Source organism: Trichococcus sp. (assembly GCF_049684335.1).
Taxonomy (GTDB): Bacteria; Bacillota; Bacilli; order Lactobacillales; family Aerococcaceae; genus Trichococcus.
In genome coordinates, this window is sequence record NZ_JBAVFV010000058.1 from 1 (window position 1) to 18,253 (window position 18,253).

The following is an 18,253-nucleotide window of genomic DNA, read 5'->3' on the forward strand; positions in this document are numbered from 1 at the left end:
TATTTTTTAACGATGTTTACTTTTTCTTCCACAGTCCAACGCCTATTTATTCGCATAAAAAAACCCCCAATAAAGTAGAATAGAAATTTTTGTTATTTCTACTGTCTACTTTATTGGGAGCTTATCAAAAAGGTGCCGCAACGCTTTTTTGTTTTCTGCGTCATTTCGGATCTTAAGCTAAACCAGTTCGCTTGCCTTTGTCAGCAAGGGCAATAGCTTTCATAGAACGGATGAATTTGCTAAAATAAGGATTGAAGGTAAGGGATAGGGGTCTAAGTGAGATGATGTCAGACTTGAATATAGAAACGATATTAGCAGTTACGAAAATTTTCAAATTAATCGGCGACCCGACCCGTTTTTTGATTCTCCATGTATTGGAAAATCGGGAACTGAACGTTAATGCCATCGCAGAGGAACTGGACTTGGAGCAATCGGCGGTGTCGCACCAACTGAAAAAATTGCGGGAAGCGAAGTTAGTGAAGAGCAGAAGAAGCGGGAAAAATATCCTCTACAGTCAAGATGATCAGCATGTCTACGCAATCCTGCATTTGGCTGTCGAACATGCCGAACACGGGCGGGAAGAGGCACAAAACGATGCAGAGACAGCTACAGCGGACAAGAAAAAACAATGACCACTCGTGCGAACTAGTGTTCTTTTTCGGGGTTGATATGGTATACTGAAAGAGAATAGGAAACAGACGAAAACCAAAGAATAAGTCAAAGAGGGATCTGAAAATATGGCAAAAGACCAAATCATCGTACGGGGAGCCCGTTCGCACAATTTGAAGAATATAGATGTTACCATCCCAAGGGATAAGCTTGTCGTCATGACCGGTCTTTCCGGATCTGGTAAGAGCTCGTTGGCTTTCGATACGCTTTATGCAGAAGGACAAAGACGCTATGTGGAAAGCCTCTCCGCCTATGCACGCCAGTTTTTGGGCCAGATGGACAAACCGGATGTGGACAGCATCGATGGCTTGAGCCCAGCGATTGCCATCGATCAAAAGACGACGAACCGTAATCCACGTTCGACTGTCGGTACAGTTACAGAAGTCAATGACTTCCTGCGACTGCTTTTTGCCCGTGTGGGTCACCCGATTTGTCCGAATGATGGCACGCCGATCAGCAGCCAATCGCCCGAACAGATGGTGAATCAGGTTCTTGAGCTTCCGGAACGCACGAAACTGCAGATACTGGCACCGATCATCAAAGGGAAAAAAGGGCAGCACAAAAAAATATTTGAAGACATCAAAAAACAAGGCTACGTCCGTGTCCGCGTCGATGGAGAGTTGTTTGATGTCTCTGAGGACATTGAATTGGAAAAGAATAAAAAACACGATATCGCTATCGTTGTGGATAGGCTGGTCATCAAGGAGGGCATCCGTTCGCGGATTTTCGATTCGATCGAAGCGGCACTGCATTTGGCCGATGGATACGCCATCGTTGATGTTATCGGCAGTGAAGAGCTTTTGTTCAGTGAGCACCACGCCTGTCCTTATTGTGGATTTACGATCGGTGAAATTGAACCGCGCCTGTTTTCTTTCAATGCGCCCTACGGAGCCTGTTCCGAATGTGATGGATTAGGGATGAAATTGGAAGTCGATCCTGACGTGATCGTTCAGGATAAACAGCTTTCCTTAAATGAAGGTGCGTTGGTGCCTTGGAACCCGATCAGTTCGAATTACTACCCGGAAATGCTGCGCCAATTTTGTGTCCAAAACGGGATTGATATGGATCTTCCTTACGCTGAACTTAGTTCCGCTACCCAGCAGAAGCTGCTCTATGGTGCTGAAGGCGAATTGTTCCATTTCCATTACCAGAATGAATTCGGCGGTGTCCGGGATGTCGATATCCCTTTTGAAGGGGTCATCACCAATGTCAATCGACGCTACAAAGAGACATCGAGCGATTTTACGCGCGAAGCGATGCGCCAATACATGACCGAGCTGCCCTGCCATACTTGCCACGGCTATCGTTTGAATGAGCAGGCCTTATCCGTGAAGGTGGCCCAACACGACATCGGTCAAGTCACGGAGTTTTCCATTGAAAATGCGGTCGCCTTCTTCGAGGGGATTTCTCTTTCGGAACAAGAGAAACAGATTGCGGCGCCTATCCTGAAGGAAATTTTGTCCCGATTGACTTTCCTGAAGAACGTCGGCCTGGACTACTTGACCTTGAGTCGGACAGCGGGCACGCTTTCCGGAGGGGAAGCGCAGCGGATCCGCTTGGCGACGCAAATAGGCTCCAACCTGTCCGGTGTGCTCTACATTTTGGATGAGCCATCCATCGGGTTGCATCAGCGCGACAACAATCGGTTGATCGAATCGATGAAAAACATGCGCGACCTCGGGAATACGCTGATTGTTGTGGAGCATGATGAAGACACGATGATGCAGGCGGATTATCTGATCGATATCGGACCAGGTGCAGGTGAACTCGGTGGCGAAATTGTGGCTGCCGGTACGCCTGAACAAGTCATGAAAAACAAAAAATCGCTGACCGGGAAATACCTGTCAGGGAAATTGTTCATCCCGGTTCCGGAGACGCGAAGGACAGAAGACAAAGGAGCCGTGGAAATCACTGGCGCCACTGAAAATAATCTGAAGAATGTGGACGCGGCTTTTCCTCTAGGGAAAATTGTGGCAGTCACAGGCGTCTCTGGTTCGGGTAAGAGCTCCTTGGTCAATAATGTCCTGAAGACGGCCCTGGCCAAAGAATTGACGCGTACGAAAGAAAAACCGGGCAAATTCAAGACAATCAGCGGTTTCGAAGGTCTGGAGAAAGTAATCGATATCGATCAAAGCCCGATCGGACGGACACCGCGAAGCAATCCAGCAACATATACCAGCGTTTTCGATGACATGCGCGACCTTTTTGCCAGCACCAACGAAGCCAAAATACGCGGCTACAAAAAAGGCCGGTTTAGCTTCAACGTCAAGGGTGGGCGTTGTGAAGCCTGCCGCGGCGACGGCATTCTGAAGATCGAGATGCATTTCTTGCCGGATGTCTACGTGCCTTGCGAAGTCTGTCATGGCACGCGTTACAATTCAGAAACTTTGGAAGTGCAATACAAAGGCAAAAACATCGCTCAAGTGTTGGATATGACGATTGAGGAAGCTTTGGCCTATTTTGAAGCCATTCCTAAAATCAGACGCAAATTGCAGACTATCGTCGATGTCGGCCTTGGCTATGTTACATTAGGACAACCAGCCACTACTCTATCCGGCGGTGAAGCCCAACGGATGAAATTGGCCAGTGAACTGCAACGCGTATCCAGCGGGAAGACATTCTATATACTGGATGAACCTACTACGGGATTGCATACGCACGATATCGCCAGATTGTTGCAGGTTTTGGACCGATTGGTAGAAGCCGGCAATACGATTGTCGTGATCGAACACAATCTCGACGTAATCAAAACGGCCGATTACATCATCGATATGGGACCTGAAGGCGGAGCCGGCGGGGGAACCGTACTCGCGACCGGAACTCCAGAAGAAATCGCCGAAGTGAAAGGAAGCTACACCGGCCAATTCCTGAAACCCATTCTGGAACGGGATAAAGCAAGAAACAAAAAGACAAAATAGACAGCAAAGGCCAGCCGATTCCGGGTGGCCTTTTAGTGTACCCGCTACTCTCTAGTCATTTCTACTGAAGGGAAAATCAATCTTTAGACCTATGACAAGGGGATGGAAATTGGGCATAATAGGAACATAAGCAACAGATAATCAGAAATAGGCAAACTGTCCCATGTCAGTGAATAAATAAATGGATAACCATCAAGGAGGAACTACCATGAATGAAAGAGACCGTATTTTGGCGTTGGTAAGAGAAGGCATCATCACCACAGAAGAAGCTTTGGTACTTTTGGAAAACATTGCGAAGCGCGAAGGAAAAGATGCTGTGAAATTGAATCAGCAGCAAGATTTTACCGATAAACATGATGCTGCATCAGATTATACAGAGCAAACCGATCAAGAGCGGAAAGACCGTGAAAATTTGGAAAAGATTTTGGATGAACTGGCTAGCGAAATTTCCTATTTTTCCTCTCAGATCGATGCGAAGGGCGACGCACTGCAATCGCTGAAAAAACAGATCAACGACAAAGCCGAAAAAAGGCAAGAATTGGCGACAGCCGATGAACTGGGTGATTTGACGGGCGAACAAGAAATCACGCTGATGCGCTTGGATGAAGAGCTGGATGGTCTGCGTGGGCAAGCTGCCGCACTGGAAGCCGAAAAAGTCGAGATGGAACAAAAAATGCGCAGCCTCAAGAAGGAGCATGTGGAAAACAGCGTGAAATCCTTTGGCGAGAAACTGGGCAATAAAGAGGAATGGAAAGACACAGCCACCAATTTCACGGATCGCCTCACCAAAGCAGGCGCACAATTGAGCAAATTTTTGACTGACACGGTGCAAACGGTCGTAGAGAATGTCGATTGGAAGGACACTGATTTCAACATCAAGATTCCTGGATTGATCACCAGCAAATTCCAGCATGAATTCACATTCGATCAAAATACAGCGACGATTCTTGACTTCCAACTGGCAAACGGCAACGTGACGTTGCAGCGTTGGGATAACGAAACCATTTCGGTCGCCGCAGATGTGAAAATCTATGGGAAAACTGAAGAAGCGACAGCGAAGGAAGCATTCGATGCTCGGAGCACGCTGGTGATGGATGAGGATAAATTTACTTTCCGCGTTCCGAACAAAAGAGTGAAATGCGATATCGTCGTCTCCTTGCCGAAACGCGAATACGATTATGTCGCAATCAAGATGTTGAACGGGAATGCAACTTTGAAAAACATTGAAGGAAAAGATTTTTACATCAAATCCACCAATGGCAATATGGTCATCTCAGGTCTCAAGGCCATCATGTTGGAGACGGATGGCGTCAATGGGAATCTGGATGTTTCAGAAAGCACGATCGTTGATGTTCTGGCGAAGACCATAAACGGCAGTCTGACGATCAAGAGTGATGTCATCAGCGCAACTGTTTCCGTTGTGAACGGCGATGTGAAACTTTCCTATCCGGGAACCAACGCAAAACAAATTCAAGCCAGCTCCGTCAACGGTTCCGTCAAACTGTCCTTGCCGGCTGCCAAAAGTGCAGAAGTGAAAGCCAGCAGCTCTTTGGGAAAAATCATGAATCGGATGGAAAACATTGAAATCATCCGTCAAAAAAATGAACACACCAACAAGTACTTGGAATTCAGACGAATGGACGAGGAAGCGCCGGTTATGGTAGAATTAAAGACAACAACAGGAAACATATTCTTAAAAAATAACTAAAAATAGCGACAATAAATGGCCTATATAAGGAGAGAACGAACATGAAAAAATTAACTAAATCTGCTACAGACAGACAAGTCAGCGGTGTTCTGGGAGGTATTTCCGAATACTTCGGCATCGACTCGACGATTGTGCGTGTGATATTTCTGATTTCCGTATTTGCGGGTGTCGGATCGCCTGTATTGCTGTACATCCTGATGGCTGTACTGATGCCTGAACCGGGCCAAAGCGGAGATGGACAATCATTCGGTGGTAAATATGGTTCTTCATCATCCCGTCGCAGTTCCGATGCCTATAGATCTGTAAAAGAAGCAAAACCAGTGGAAAAACAAGAAGAGGACGACTGGAGTGATTTTTGATGGGATTTTGGAAGAAAGCGGCCGTCAATTCGTTAGTGTTCATCGCTCTGGCTTATTTTATGGCACCTTCGTTCTATGTGCATAGCCTTTGGACGGCATTTTGGGCCAGCATCATTTTAGGCATCGTCAACTTTTTGATCAAACCTGTGCTTTCAATCCTCTCGTTCCCGATCACGATCCTTACGTTCGGCTTGTTCAGCTTCGTCATCAATGGATTTATGCTGTATCTTACGTCTTGGTTGGTCGGTCCCGGATTCCACTTCACGAGCTACGGCACAGCGTTCCTAGTGGCTTTGATCATGTCGATCGTGCATATGTTCCTGAACAGGGATGACGCGCGTTAACCAACAGGGTTACGCTGCGGTGCTTAGCACCAAATAACATAAAGTAAGGCAGCTGAAACGATTGTTTCAGCTGCCTTTTTGTTCTTTCGTATGCATGCATAAAATGTTATGATGGATAGGAATACAATAAACCACAAGCGATGCAATCATGGTTTGCGGCAAGACGAAAATGTAAAAAATCCTGCCTGATCGGGGTCAGGAAATTAAATGATAGAGCGAGGGATAAGAATGGCGAATACAGTCACTGTAAAGGAATTAGTGGATTCTTCAGGTTATATTGTACTGAGCGGAGCAGAATTTTTAGAAAACAAAATCACGACCAGCGAAATCTCCAGACCCGGCGTCGAGTTGACAGGTTTCTTTAATTTCTACCCGTCGGCCCGTATCCAGTTGTTGGGGAAAACGGAACTGACATTCATCGAGAGGATGACCGCCGAAGAGCGCCTGATCGTCATGAGGCGACTATGCAGCAAAGAGACACCTTGCTTCGTTATCGGACGCAAGCTGCAGGCGCCAACAGAATTGACGAAAGCCGCTCAGGAAGCCGGCATACCGATTCTTTCGGCGCAGTCCAGAACGACAAGAGTATCCAGTAACATCACCAATTTCCTTGAAGGCAAGTTGGCGGAACGGGTTTCTATGCACGGGGTTTTCGTGGATGTTTTTGGAATGGGCGTCATGATTACAGGGGACAGCGGCGTCGGGAAGTCGGAAACGGCTTTGGAATTGATCCAAAAGGGACACCGTCTGGTTGCTGACGATCGCGTTGATCTGTACCAACATGATGAAAATACACTGATCGGTGAAGCACCGGGAATCCTGCGCCATCTGATCGAAATCCGCGGTATCGGCATCATCGATGTGATGACGCTGTTCGGGGCAGGCGCAGTCAAACAGACAAATGAAGTCAATCTGATCGTCAACCTGGAGCTTTGGAGCAAAGACAAGAAATTCGAGCGTCTGGGCAGCACAGAAGAAATCGTGAACATTCTGGATGTCGGCATCCCTAAAATCACGATTCCGGTAAAGACAGGGCGAAATCTTGCGATCATCATCGAAGTGGCAGCCATGAATTTCCGTGCGAAAACCATGGGCTACAATGCCGCTGAGACTTTCGAAAGAAATTTGGAAGCTTTGATAAAAGAGAATGCCCAAAAAAATGATTAGGCATGAATGAAGGAGTAGATAAATGATTAACTTGATAGCCGCATTGAACCCGGTCGCATTGTCGTTCGGTGGGTTGGAAATCCGTTGGTATGGTGTCATCATCGCGATAGGCATCCTGATTGCCATGACATTGGCGACGAAAGAGGCCGAGAACAAAGGGTTGGATCCGGATTTTATTGTCGATATGATGTTCTGGACGATACCGCTTGGAATCATAGGCGCCCGCATTTACTATGTATTGTTTGAATTGGATTATTATTTGCAGAACCCGGGCGAAATCATTCAGATTTGGAATGGTGGCATCGCCATTTATGGGGCATTGATAGCCGGTATTTTGACAATTTACTGGTACACAAAACGAAAAGGGATTTCTTTTGCATTGACGATGGATATTTTGGCACCCGCAGTCTTGATTGCGCAATCCATCGGCAGATGGGGGAATTTCATGAACCAGGAAGCGCATGGTGAGGAAGTCAGCCGCGCCTTTTTGGAGAATTTGTTCCTGCCCAAATTCATCATTGAACAGATGAACATCAACGGAATATATTACCACCCGACTTTCTTGTACGAATCACTTTGGTCGTTGACCGGTTTTGTGCTGATCCTGTTCCTGCGCAGAAAAGGCCAGCTCTTGCGTGTAGGTGAAGTGATGTTCACTTATGTCATGTGGTACTCGTTCGGCCGCTTCTTCATCGAAGGCATGCGCACGGACAGCCTGTATCTATTCGGACCTATCCGGGTTTCACAGGCGCTGTCCATCCTGCTGTTCCTTGGAGCGATGGGAGTCTGGGCTTACAGACGCAGAAATAATTATCCGCCTGACCCCTATTACGCGGATATCACCAGAAAGGGAGCGTAATAAGGGAATGAATTTTAAAACAGTATTATTTGATTTTGATGGCACGATTGCCGACACAAACCGACTAATCAGCGAAAGCCACTTCGTCGTCATGGAGGAAAATTTTCCGGGCCGGTTCAAAAAAGAGGAAATGGCCCAGTTCAACGGTCCAAGTTTAGAGGAAATATACGGGAATCTTGATCAAGGGCGACAGGATGAACTGGTCGCCCGCTACAGGGAAGTCATGCTTGAGAAGCATGATGAAATGATCGGCATGTTTCCAGGCATCAAAGAAGTGCTTGAGAACCTCAAACAAGAAGGCCTCAGCTTGGGCGTCGTATCGACGAAGCGCAGCGATGTGCTGAAACGCGGTATCGCTATCCTCGGCATCACGGATTATTTTGATACGATCCTCGGCTCAGGCGATTTTTCGCAACCGAAGCCCGATCCCGAATCACTATTCCTGGCTATGGATCGTCTGAACGCCGAAAGGGAAACCAGCGTAATGGTCGGAGACAATCACCACGATATAGTCGCAGGCAATAATGCGGGCATCACAAGCATTTTTGTAGGCTGGTCCGAAAAAACGACTGCCTTCATCCAACCATATCGGCCAACAAAAATAGTCAAAGATCCACAGGAGTTGGAAGAGTACATTCTTTCCGGCGTGAGAGTCTAATCGAGGGGAAGCGAACAAAATGAAACAAAAAGTCGCCGTGTTGGGGGCAGGATCTTGGGGTACAGCCTTATCAATGGTATTGGATGAGAATGGGCATGATGTCCGTCTCTGGGGGAATGACCCGAAGCAAATCAAAGAAATCAACGAACAGCATACGAATGAGCATTACTTGCCAGGTGCCAAGTTGAGTGAAGCGATTGTGGGATACACCAATCTGAAAGCCGCCATAAACGAAGCAGATGCGCTCTTGTTCGTACTGCCGACAAAAGCGATCCGCGTAGTCGCGAAAGAAGTCGCATCGTTATTGGATGGCCAAACAAAGCCGCATCTGATCCACGCCAGCAAAGGTTTGGAGCAGGATACGCATAAACGGATTTCCGTCATCATCCAGGAAGAGATTCCGGCTGAAAAGTACGATAGCTTAGTCGTCCTTTCCGGACCGAGCCATGCGGAAGAAGTGGCCAAAAAAGACATCACAACAATCACTGCCGCATCCGAGAGCGAAGAAGATGCAGGTTATGTGCAAAAACTATTCATGAATCCCTATTTCCGGGTCTACCGGAACACGGATGTCATTGGAGTTGAGTTAGGCGCTGCTTTGAAGAATATCATCGCCGTAGGTGCAGGAGCGCTCCATGGGTTAGGCTATGGCGACAACGCGAAAGCGGCTTTGATGACGCGCGGATTAGCTGAAATCAGCCGACTAGGCACAGCCTTTGGAGCCGATCCAATGACCTTCTTCGGTTTGAGCGGGGTAGGCGATCTGATCGTTACCGGCACAAGCCGCCACTCGCGGAACTGGCGAGCTGGGGACCTGATCGGAAAAGGCCATGATCTGGATGAAGTGCTGAACAACATGGGAATGGTCGTTGAAGGCGTGGCGACAACCAAAGCCGCTTATGAATTGGCTAAAGAAAAAGGCATCGAAATGCCGATCACGGAAGCCATCTATAAAGTGTTGTACGAGAAAGTCGATGTCAAAAAAGCAATCGAGGAATTGATGCTGCGCGAAGGCAAAGCGGAACAATCTTCTCAAAATGTGGAAAAGGGGAGCCAGTCAATATGAAGAAAGTCAGAAAAGCAGTGATTCCTGCTGCAGGATTCGGAACGCGTTTTTTACCGGCAACGAAAGCGATGGCAAAAGAAATGTTGCCGATCGTCGATAAGCCGACCATTCAATTCATTGTCGAAGAAGCGATAGCATCAGGCATTGAAGATATCCTGATCGTAACCGGAAAAAGCAAACGCCCGATCGAAGACCATTTTGATTCAAACATCGAGTTGGAAGCGAATCTGCGCGAAAAAGGCAAAAATGAATTGCTTGAATTGGTGCAGGAAACGACCGGTTTGCGCATCCATTTCGTCCGCCAGTCTTATCCATTGGGATTGGGCCATGCGGTTCTGCAGGCAAAAGCCTTTGTCGGCGATGAGCCTTTTGTGGTCATGCTCGGGGATGATCTGATGGAAGATGAAGTGCCGTTGACCAAACAATTGATGGATGCTTACGAGCGCACACATGCTTCGAACATCGCTGTGATGGAAGTGCCGCATGAAGAAACATCCAAGTACGGCATCATCGATCCCGATCAGGAACTGGAACCAGGCCTGTTCAACGTCCGCAGATTCGTCGAAAAACCGAATCCGGAAGATGCTCCGAGTAATTTGGCGATCATCGGCCGCTACTTGCTGACTCCAGAAATTTTCGAAATTCTGGAAAATCAGAACCCGGGTGCCGGCGGGGAAATCCAATTGACCGACGCCATCGACACGCTGAACCAAACGCAACGCGTCTTTGCAAAACGCTTCGACGGCAAGCGGTTTGATGTCGGAGACAAATTCGGTTTCCTGACGACTAGCATTTCCTACGGTCTGACCCATCCTGAAATAAAAGATAAATTGAAAAATTATCTGGTGGAACTGGGCGAAAAGTTGGCTGCCGAGGACGAAGGCAAGTAGCCATTTAGGTGATCCAAAGCCAATTGATTTTTGAATAAAATAAGAGAGGCCGAGCCATCAATCGTTCTGCGATTCATGGCTCGGCTTCTTCTCCATCAACGTGGCCCCTGAGCAGAATTGTGGCACAAAAAATAAAGTCAGAGTAAACTGAATAAGAACCAGATTTCGGCACCAGACCGGAACAGACTTAACACCAGAAGGAGATACACTAAACATGGAACAAACTGAAAAAATTTATGACGTCATCGTCATCGGAGCCGGACCAGGCGGAATGACTGCGGCGCTTTATGCCTCCCGTTCGAATTTGAGCACCTTATTGTTGGAGCGTGGCATCCCTGGAGGGGAGATGAACAATACAGCCGAAGTCGAAAATTATCCGGGCTTCAAATCGATTTTGGGTCCGGAATTGGCTGAAAGGATGTACGAAAGCACCATGCAATTCGGGGCGGAGCACGTTTATGGCGATGTAAAACGCATTGTTGTCGATGGCGATTACCGCATCGTCGAAGCAGGCAAAAAATCCTATAAAACGCGTGCTGTCATCATCGCGACCGGCTCTTACCACCGCAAGTTGGGTGTTCCTGGTGAGGAGCAGTATAATGGCCGCGGCGTTTCCTATTGTGCCGTCTGTGATGGTGCCTTCTTTAAAGGCAAAAAATTGGCAGTGATCGGCGGCGGAGACTCTGCCGTAGAAGAAGGGGCTTACTTGACGCAATTTGCGGATGTGAACATCGTGCACAGACGCGATGCCTTGCGCGCCCAAAAAATCATCCAAGACCGTGCCTTCAAGAATGAGAAAGTTTCCTTCACTTGGGATTCCTTTGTGGAAGAAATCAAGGGAGACGGACAAAAAGTCACGGGTGTAGTGATCCGGAACAAAAATACCAATGAAATCACCGAAAATGCTGTGGACGGCGTCTTTATCTACGTCGGCATCTTGCCGCAATCGGATGCTTTCCTTGATCTGGGAATCACGGATGAAGAAGGCTGGATCATCACGAATGAGCATATGGAAACGGCCGTACCGGGCATCTTTGCCATCGGTGATGTGCGCCAGAAACTGCTGCGCCAAATCACGACTGCTGTCGGAGATGGTGGGGAAGCCGGGAACCGTGCTTTTTCTTACATCGAAGACTTGCATGACCGTCTGGCAGCTGCTGAAGCTGCTGCCGAGACAGCTGACTGAAAGATCATCAGTGCAACAGTAAATTTGTTGTCACACCGATAAATATCACCAAAGTTCACGCTCTGATTTCAGAGCGTGAACTTTTTTTGTAGATTCCATCTTTTCGCTCAATTGGCATGCAAATAATGTTATAATATGGCTAAACTAATATGGGAAGGATGATGAAAATGTCTTATCAAGAAACCATCGCACAATGGAATAATTTTGCCTTATTAGAACCTACATTAAAAGAAGAATTAAAATCTTTGGAGGGAAATGAAGAAGCACTGAAAGATGCTTTTTTTGCTCCGCTGGAATTCGGGACTGCCGGAATGCGCGGCATCCTGGGAGTCGGCATCAACCGGATGAACATCTACACAGTACGCCAAGCGACCGAAGGATTGGCCCGTTTGATGGAAGCGAAAGGTGAAGAAGAGAAAAAACGTGGCGTCGCGATCGCTTACGATTCCAGACATCAATCTCCGGAGTTCGCGATGGAGGCAGCGAAAACATTGGGTGCGCACGGTATTCCGGCTTTCGTTTTTGAAAGCTTGCGACCAACACCCGAGTTGTCCTTTGCGGTAAGACATTTGAATGCGCTAACGGGGATCATGATCACAGCGAGCCATAATCCGGCTGATTATAACGGCTATAAAGTATATGGAGACGACGGCGGCCAGATGACTCCTGACGATGCAGACGCTTTGACTGAATATGTAAGAGCAATCGAAAATCCACTGACGATCCAAGTGGGTGATGAAGCAGAGCTGAAGGCAGCTGGCTTGATCAAAATGCTAGGGGAAGAGATCGATGCAACTTACCTTGATCTAGTCAAAACAGTGACTGTCGATCCAGCCCTTGTCCATGAAATGAGCAAAGAAATGAAATTGGTCTTCACTCCCCTGCATGGCACCGGGCAGATGATGGGTGAACGTGCCTTGAAGAATGCCGGTTTTGAAGGTATCTACCTCGTGCCGGAACAGGCAGTGGCCGATCCAAACTTCTCCACCGTGAAATCACCGAACCCAGAAGAAGCAGGCGCATTCGAATACGCCATCAAACTGGGTACGGAACTGGATGCTGATATTTTGGTCGCGACCGATCCGGATGCTGACCGCTTGGGTGCGGCCGTCCGTAAAGCAAAGGGCGAGTACGTTGTTTTGACTGGTAACCAAATCGCTGCATTGATGCTGGATTACTTATTGCGCGCGAAAAAAGCAGCCGGCACATTACCCGCCAACGGCACAGCGCTTAAATCGATCGTATCCAGTGAGTTGCCGACCGCAATCGCAAAATCTTACGGTGCGGATATGGTGGATGTTCTGACTGGATTCAAATTCATCGCAGAAAAAATCAAACAGTACGAAGAAGACCACAGCAAGGAATTCTTGTTCGGTTTCGAGGAAAGCTATGGCTATCTGGCAAAACCATTCGTACGCGACAAAGACGCTATCCAAGCCCTAGTGCTGATTGCTGAAGTAGCGGCTTACTATAAGAAAAAAGGCCAAACGTTGTATGACGGTTTGGTTGAAATCTTCGAAACGCACGGCTACTATAAAGAACAGACGATTTCCGTCACGATGTCCGGCATCACCGGAGCAGAAAAGATCAAAGCGCTGATGGCCAAATTCCGGTCGGAAGCACCGGATGACTTCGCAGGCATCGCCGTATCGATTACGGAAGACTTCGGCAACTCAACGAAGACATTCACAGACGGCTCCACAGAAAGCATTGATATGCCGAGCTCGAATGTGCTGAAATACTTCCTGGAGGATGGCAGCTGGATCGCTATCCGTCCAAGCGGAACAGAACCAAAAATCAAATTCTATATCGGTGCGAAGGCTGAGAGCCAAGCTGCAGTCGACGAAAAAGTCGCTGCTTTCGAGGCAAGCATCCGTACTTTGACAGCTGAATAAGGAATTCAAGAAAAAAAGAAGCCCGCGGGCTTCTTTTTTTGTTTGAAGGTTTATCAGAAAGTTTTGGCCAATTGTTTGGCTTTTTCGATTGCATCCGCAACGATTTCATCGGCACGGTCCGGGTATGTATCCATCCCCTCAACGAACAGTTGCGAGATTTCTTCGACTCCTAGGAAGCGGAAAATGCTCTTAATGTACTGGCTGGCAGGGTCGCTTCCGTCGAAGACTCCTCCGTTAGCTTGGATATGCAATAATTTTTTATCTGGGACCATTCCGACTGCTCCCGATTCCGTGTAACGGAACGTTTGTCCGGCGACCGTGATGGTATCGATCCACGTTTTCAGGCGCCCAGGTACATGCATGTTCCATAGAGGATTGGCGATAATGATCTTGTCCATGGACAAGAAATCATCAGTGTAGTGATTGAATAGCGTCACTTTTTCCTGTTGGCGGGAAGTCAATTGATCAAACAGCACGCCTTTAGACAATTCCTTCCAGGCAGTCAGAAGATCCCGGTCGATTTCTGGGATGGCAACTTCGTAAAGATTCATGTCTTTGATGCGATCGTAAGGATTCACAGCTTTGTATTCCTCCAGAAAAGCATCCAGGACTTTCATGGAACGGGAGACGCTGCTATCGAACGGATGCGCGCGCACAACTAAAACTCTGGCCATAGAATAACCTTCTTTCCAACTTTTTATACCTATATGATACCATTTACATGCCAAGATGAGAAAGCATAACCACTACCTGCAAACGAGAGGAACAGGTGAAAAAAGAGAGTTACCCTTGTCGGGCAACTCTCTTTTGCATTTTCAATCAGCAATCCTAAGCTACGAAAGCTTCCGCGGACAGAGGCGTTTCATCGATGAAGAAACGTTTGTACCAGACGAGGAAGATGTAGGCAGTCCAGATTTGACGGCCGTAATCCAATTTCTTCGTGTAGTTGTCATCGAGAATCTGCACAAGCTTGTCGGTGTCGAAAAATTCTGCTGCATAGTCGGAAGCGAAAGCTTTTCTGACTTCGTTGTAGAATTCTTCTTCACGCAACCAGTGACGGATAGGAGTAGGGAAGCCCAATTTAGGACGTTTCGCCCATTCTTCCGGAAGGACATCGGCAGCCGCTCGACGCAGCACATATTTCGTATCGATTTCGTTGACGCGGTAATCCGATGGGATGCGTTTCGCCAATTCCATGACTTCTTTGTCCAGGAAAGGTACGCGCAGCTCCAACGAGTGGGCCATGCTCATCTTGTCGGCTTTCAACAGGATATCCCCAGGCATCCAAAGGTTCAGATCGAGATACTGCATCTTCGTCACATCATCTTGGCCTTTGACTTCGTCATAGATCGGTTTGGTGATCGAGCGGATATCCGGGCCATTTTTGTATGCTGGCTTCAGGATATCCACAGCTTCTTCTTCGTCCCAGACGATGGCCTGGCCGATGAAGCGTTCTTCCAGTTTTTGGCCGCCTTTGACCAGGAAGGTCGTCAAAGTATTCTTCGGCAGTTTGTGGGCCAAGTTGCCGATGCCTTTTCTTAGGCTGTAAGGGACTTTTTCATAAGTCTCCATTTTCTTGGATGGTTCATACCAAGAGTAGCCGCCAAAAATTTCATCTGCGCCTTCACCCGAAAGTACGACCGTCACGTCTTTCTTCGCCAATTCAGCTAAGAAATACAACGGAACGGAAGACGGATTTGATTGCGGTTCATCCATATGGTATTGGATGGTAGGCAGGGCATGGAAAGCTTCTTCAGGAGAAATGTACTTGCGGACATTCTCGATGCCCAAGATTTCGGAAAGATCGGCAGCCTGGTTGGTTTCGTTGAACATTTTTTCATATTCGGAGAAGCCGACCGAAAAGGATTTTTCTGGTTTCATCAGAGCTGTGATCAGGCTGGAATCGACGCCGCCGGACAGGAAAGCGCCTGTCTTTACATCACTGATTTTGTGGGCGCGGACGGAATCGGCCATTGTTGCTTTGACTTCTTCCACATAGCTCTCCAAAGTGCCGTTTTCGGCATGGAATTTTTTGTCCCAATATTCGACCGTATGGATATCGTTGCCTTTCAGCACCATATAATGCGCCGGTTTCAATTTGTGGACGCCCTTGAAGAAGGTTTCGCCCATCGAAGAATATTGCAGCGTCAAGTAAGGGCGCAAAGCATCTTTGTTCACTTCTTTGATGAAAGCAGGGTGAGCCAAAAATGATTTGATTTCAGAACCGAAAAGCAAGCTGCCGTCAGTTGTGTTTGTCGTATAGTACAACGGTTTGATGCCGAAGCCATCACGGGCGATGAACATCGTATCGTTCACTTTATCCCAGATTGCGAACGCGAACATGCCGCGCAGTTGTTTCACGAAATCATAACCGTATTCTTTGTATCCGTAAATCAAAACTTCACTGTCCGTTTTGGAATGGAAAACATGCCCTTTTTGCTTCAGATCTTCGCGCAACTCCTGGAAGTTGAAGATTTCGCCATTGAACACCAATACCAAATTTCCGTCGGCACTGTACATCGGTTGCTTCCCGTTATCGGAAAGGTCGATGATGCTCAAGCGGCGGAAGCCTAACGTTACCTTGTCATCAGAATACATGCCGCCACTGTCTGGTCCGCGGTGGATGATCCTGTTCATCATACCTTCAATCACAGCCTGATGGTTCCATGCAGTCGATCCATGGATATATCCAACAAAACCACACATTTATATCACTCCTTAAATATCTCTTGCTAGATCAGAATGTCTGTCCGTCTAGAGTCCAATCTATTCTATCACAAATGGAAAATCATTAAAAGAAATTATCCGATCGAGAAGCACGGAGAAATTTCCAAAAATCAAAAAGACAAGGCGATCCATTTTTGCTGGAACCGCCTTGTCCTTCGACTTCACTGCGTATTTTGAGCACTCAACGGGTACGTTTAACTTTACTGGAGGGATCCAGGCGTTTTTCCATCAGACCCAACAACCAATCGGCAAGAACGGCCATCAGGGCGGTTGGGATCGCGCCGGCAAGGATGATTGCTGTCCCGTTCGTCGCATTGACACCGCGGGAAATGATATCCCCCAAACCGCCGGCGCCGATGAAGGTGCCGATGGCGGTGATGCCGATTGCAACCACCAAGGCATTCCGCAAGCCGGCCATAATGACGGAAAGTGACAACGGCAATTCGATCAGATAAGTCAATTGCATCCGTGTCATCCCCATGCCTTTACCCGTATCCAACAGAGCGGCATCCACATTTCGCACACCCGTATAGGTGTTTTTGATGATCGGCAGCAGCGAATACAGGAAGACAGTGGCAATGACGGTGTCCGAACCGAGTCCGAGCCCCAGCATCAAAATGGATAACAGCGCCAGAGAAGGGATGGTCTGGATGACATTGGCCGCGCCGATAATCCAATCCGCCAGTTTTTTATTGCGTGCAATCCAGAAACCGAGCGGGATGGCCACAATTGCAGCGAACAGCACCCCATAAATGGAAATCAGAAAATGGCGGGTGAATTGTTCGAAGACATAGCTGGCATTTTCTCTATAATAGTAGAGCAGCTGCTGGAGCATATTCATTTCACTGAGGTTCATCATTTTCCCTCCTTTAAGGATGTGACTTCTTTATCTTCAAAATAGCTGTTCGCTTCCAGGAAATTTTTGGCGACCGTTTGGGCTTCCACCAAGTCGTTATCGACTTCATAGTTCATCGCCTGCATCATCTCGTCAGTCAGCGTATCCTCCAATTTCAACAGGATGGTCTTCAGTTCAGGATAGGCCTCCAAAATCTCTTTGGTGGCAACCGGGCTGGCGTCATAAGGCGGGAACAACTGCAGATCGTCTTCGAGAACGACCAGGTCATAGCTCGCGATCCGTCCGTCCGTGGAATAGCCCAAAACGATGTCCATTTCGTCCGCTTGCAAAGCATCGTAGACGAGACCGACCTGCATCGGATAGACACGTTGGAAATCAAAGCCATAGGTCTCTTTGAAGGATTCGTAACCGTCACCTTCCCGTTCCATCCAGGAGTTGTCGACGCCGGCTCTCAAATCAGGGGCCAATGCGGCCAGGTCGCTGATGGTCTCCAAATTATTTTCTTCGGCAAATTCACGTGTCACCAAGAAGGCATACGTGTTGGCAAACCCGTAGGATGGGAACCAAACTTGATTGAATTGTTCATCGAAGCCTTCGACGACCGTCTCGAACGCCAATGCGGGATCCGTAAGAGGTTCCATGCCCAATTCACCAGTCAGTGACGTCCCTGTGTAGCGGACAGCCGATATATTCGCATCCCCTCCGATCATAGCTTGATGATTCAGGGTCGATGAGCCGAGATTATTTACCATATCGACAGAAGCATCCGGCAGGTAATGTTCGACCATCCCTCTGACCATATAACTCAATAGTTGCATTTCTGTCGTTGTCCCACCAGTGATGACGATGCCTTCATTGTTCACCGATGCGCCAAGGCCAGGCAAGGAGCAGGCTGCCAATAAAAGTGACGTCAGTGGAAACAGCAACCATTTCTTTATATGTTTCTTCATG

General features: G+C 47.8%; 16 protein-coding genes. 12 read left to right on the forward strand and 4 right to left on the reverse strand.

The annotated features are described in order from the left end of the window. Nucleotides 1-284: 284 nt before the first annotated feature. The 12 genes from WBM30_RS10380 (at nt 285) to WBM30_RS10435 (ending at nt 13,719) form a co-directional block, all read left to right on the forward strand. A complete protein-coding gene (locus WBM30_RS10380) occupies nt 285-632 on the forward strand; it encodes an ArsR/SmtB family transcription factor (protein WP_424900688.1) in 348 nt (115 codons plus the stop codon). Nucleotides 633-737: 105 nt separating this feature from the next. After that, on the forward strand, nt 738-3,587 hold the full coding sequence (gene uvrA / locus WBM30_RS10385; RefSeq protein WP_424900646.1) for an excinuclease ABC subunit UvrA: 2,850 nt from the start codon (nt 738-740) through the stop codon (nt 3,585-3,587). A gap of 208 nt (nt 3,588-3,795) precedes the next feature. Beyond that, a complete protein-coding gene (liaX, locus tag WBM30_RS10390; RefSeq protein WP_424900647.1) occupies nt 3,796-5,295 on the forward strand; it encodes a daptomycin-sensing surface protein LiaX in 1,500 nt (499 codons plus the stop codon). Nucleotides 5,296-5,336: 41 nt separating this feature from the next. After that, nucleotides 5,337-5,654, forward strand: coding sequence for a PspC domain-containing protein (locus tag WBM30_RS10395; RefSeq protein ID WP_424900648.1), 318 nt, complete (start codon nt 5,337-5,339; stop codon nt 5,652-5,654). Beyond that, complete coding sequence (locus WBM30_RS10400; RefSeq protein WP_086985568.1) at nt 5,654-5,998, forward strand: phage holin family protein; 345 nt, start codon at nt 5,654-5,656, stop codon at nt 5,996-5,998. The genes WBM30_RS10395 and WBM30_RS10400 overlap by 1 nt, the downstream gene beginning before the upstream one ends. Nucleotides 5,999-6,226: 228 nt before the next feature. Beyond that, on the forward strand, nt 6,227-7,165 hold the full coding sequence (gene hprK / locus WBM30_RS10405) for an HPr(Ser) kinase/phosphatase (protein WP_424900649.1): 939 nt from the start codon (nt 6,227-6,229) through the stop codon (nt 7,163-7,165). A gap of 22 nt (nt 7,166-7,187) precedes the next feature. After that, entirely contained in the window at nt 7,188-8,024 is an 837-nt protein-coding gene (lgt, locus tag WBM30_RS10410) for a prolipoprotein diacylglyceryl transferase (protein WP_424900650.1), read from the forward strand. A 7-nt stretch (nt 8,025-8,031) separates the two neighbouring features. Then, nucleotides 8,032-8,682 carry an HAD-IA family hydrolase gene (locus WBM30_RS10415; protein ID WP_424900651.1) on the forward strand — a complete coding sequence of 217 codons (651 nt, stop codon included), beginning with the start codon at nt 8,032-8,034 and terminating at the stop codon, nt 8,680-8,682. Nucleotides 8,683-8,701: 19 nt separating this feature from the next. Further along, entirely contained in the window at nt 8,702-9,748 is a 1,047-nt protein-coding gene (locus WBM30_RS10420; protein ID WP_424900652.1) for an NAD(P)H-dependent glycerol-3-phosphate dehydrogenase, read from the forward strand. Beyond that, entirely contained in the window at nt 9,745-10,638 is an 894-nt protein-coding gene (galU, locus tag WBM30_RS10425) for a UTP--glucose-1-phosphate uridylyltransferase GalU (protein ID WP_086629367.1), read from the forward strand. Before WBM30_RS10420 ends, galU begins: the two co-directional genes overlap by 4 nt. Before the next feature lie 214 nt (nt 10,639-10,852). Continuing rightward, nucleotides 10,853-11,824 carry a thioredoxin-disulfide reductase gene (gene trxB / locus WBM30_RS10430; protein WP_424900653.1) on the forward strand — a complete coding sequence of 324 codons (972 nt, stop codon included), beginning with the start codon at nt 10,853-10,855 and terminating at the stop codon, nt 11,822-11,824. 167 nt (nt 11,825-11,991) lie between these two features. Next, nucleotides 11,992-13,719 carry a phospho-sugar mutase gene (locus WBM30_RS10435; protein WP_424900654.1) on the forward strand — a complete coding sequence of 576 codons (1,728 nt, stop codon included), beginning with the start codon at nt 11,992-11,994 and terminating at the stop codon, nt 13,717-13,719. 53 nt (nt 13,720-13,772) lie between these two features. Here WBM30_RS10435 and WBM30_RS10440 read toward each other — a convergent pair whose 3' ends face one another. The 4 genes from WBM30_RS10440 to WBM30_RS10455 all read right to left on the reverse strand — a co-directional run bounded on the left by WBM30_RS10440 (nt 13,773) and on the right by WBM30_RS10455 (nt 18,252). Then, a complete protein-coding gene (locus WBM30_RS10440; protein WP_424900655.1) occupies nt 13,773-14,393 on the reverse strand; it encodes an NAD(P)H-dependent oxidoreductase in 621 nt (206 codons plus the stop codon). 154 nt (nt 14,394-14,547) lie between these two features. Next, nucleotides 14,548-16,425, reverse strand: a complete 1,878-nt coding sequence (gene asnB / locus WBM30_RS10445; protein WP_424900656.1) for an asparagine synthase (glutamine-hydrolyzing) — start codon at nt 16,423-16,425, stop codon at nt 14,548-14,550. Nucleotides 16,426-16,627: 202 nt separating this feature from the next. Continuing rightward, nucleotides 16,628-17,305 (reverse strand): ABC transporter permease, encoded by a 678-nt coding sequence (locus WBM30_RS10450; RefSeq protein ID WP_424900657.1) that lies wholly within the window; start codon nt 17,303-17,305, stop codon nt 16,628-16,630. Beyond that, the gene (locus WBM30_RS10455) at nt 17,302-18,252 is read right to left on the reverse strand and encodes an osmoprotectant ABC transporter substrate-binding protein (RefSeq protein ID WP_424900658.1); all 951 of its coding nucleotides are present in this window, start codon (nt 18,250-18,252) and stop codon (nt 17,302-17,304) included. The genes WBM30_RS10450 and WBM30_RS10455 overlap by 4 nt, the downstream gene beginning before the upstream one ends. Between the last annotated feature and the right edge of the window lies 1 nt (nt 18,253).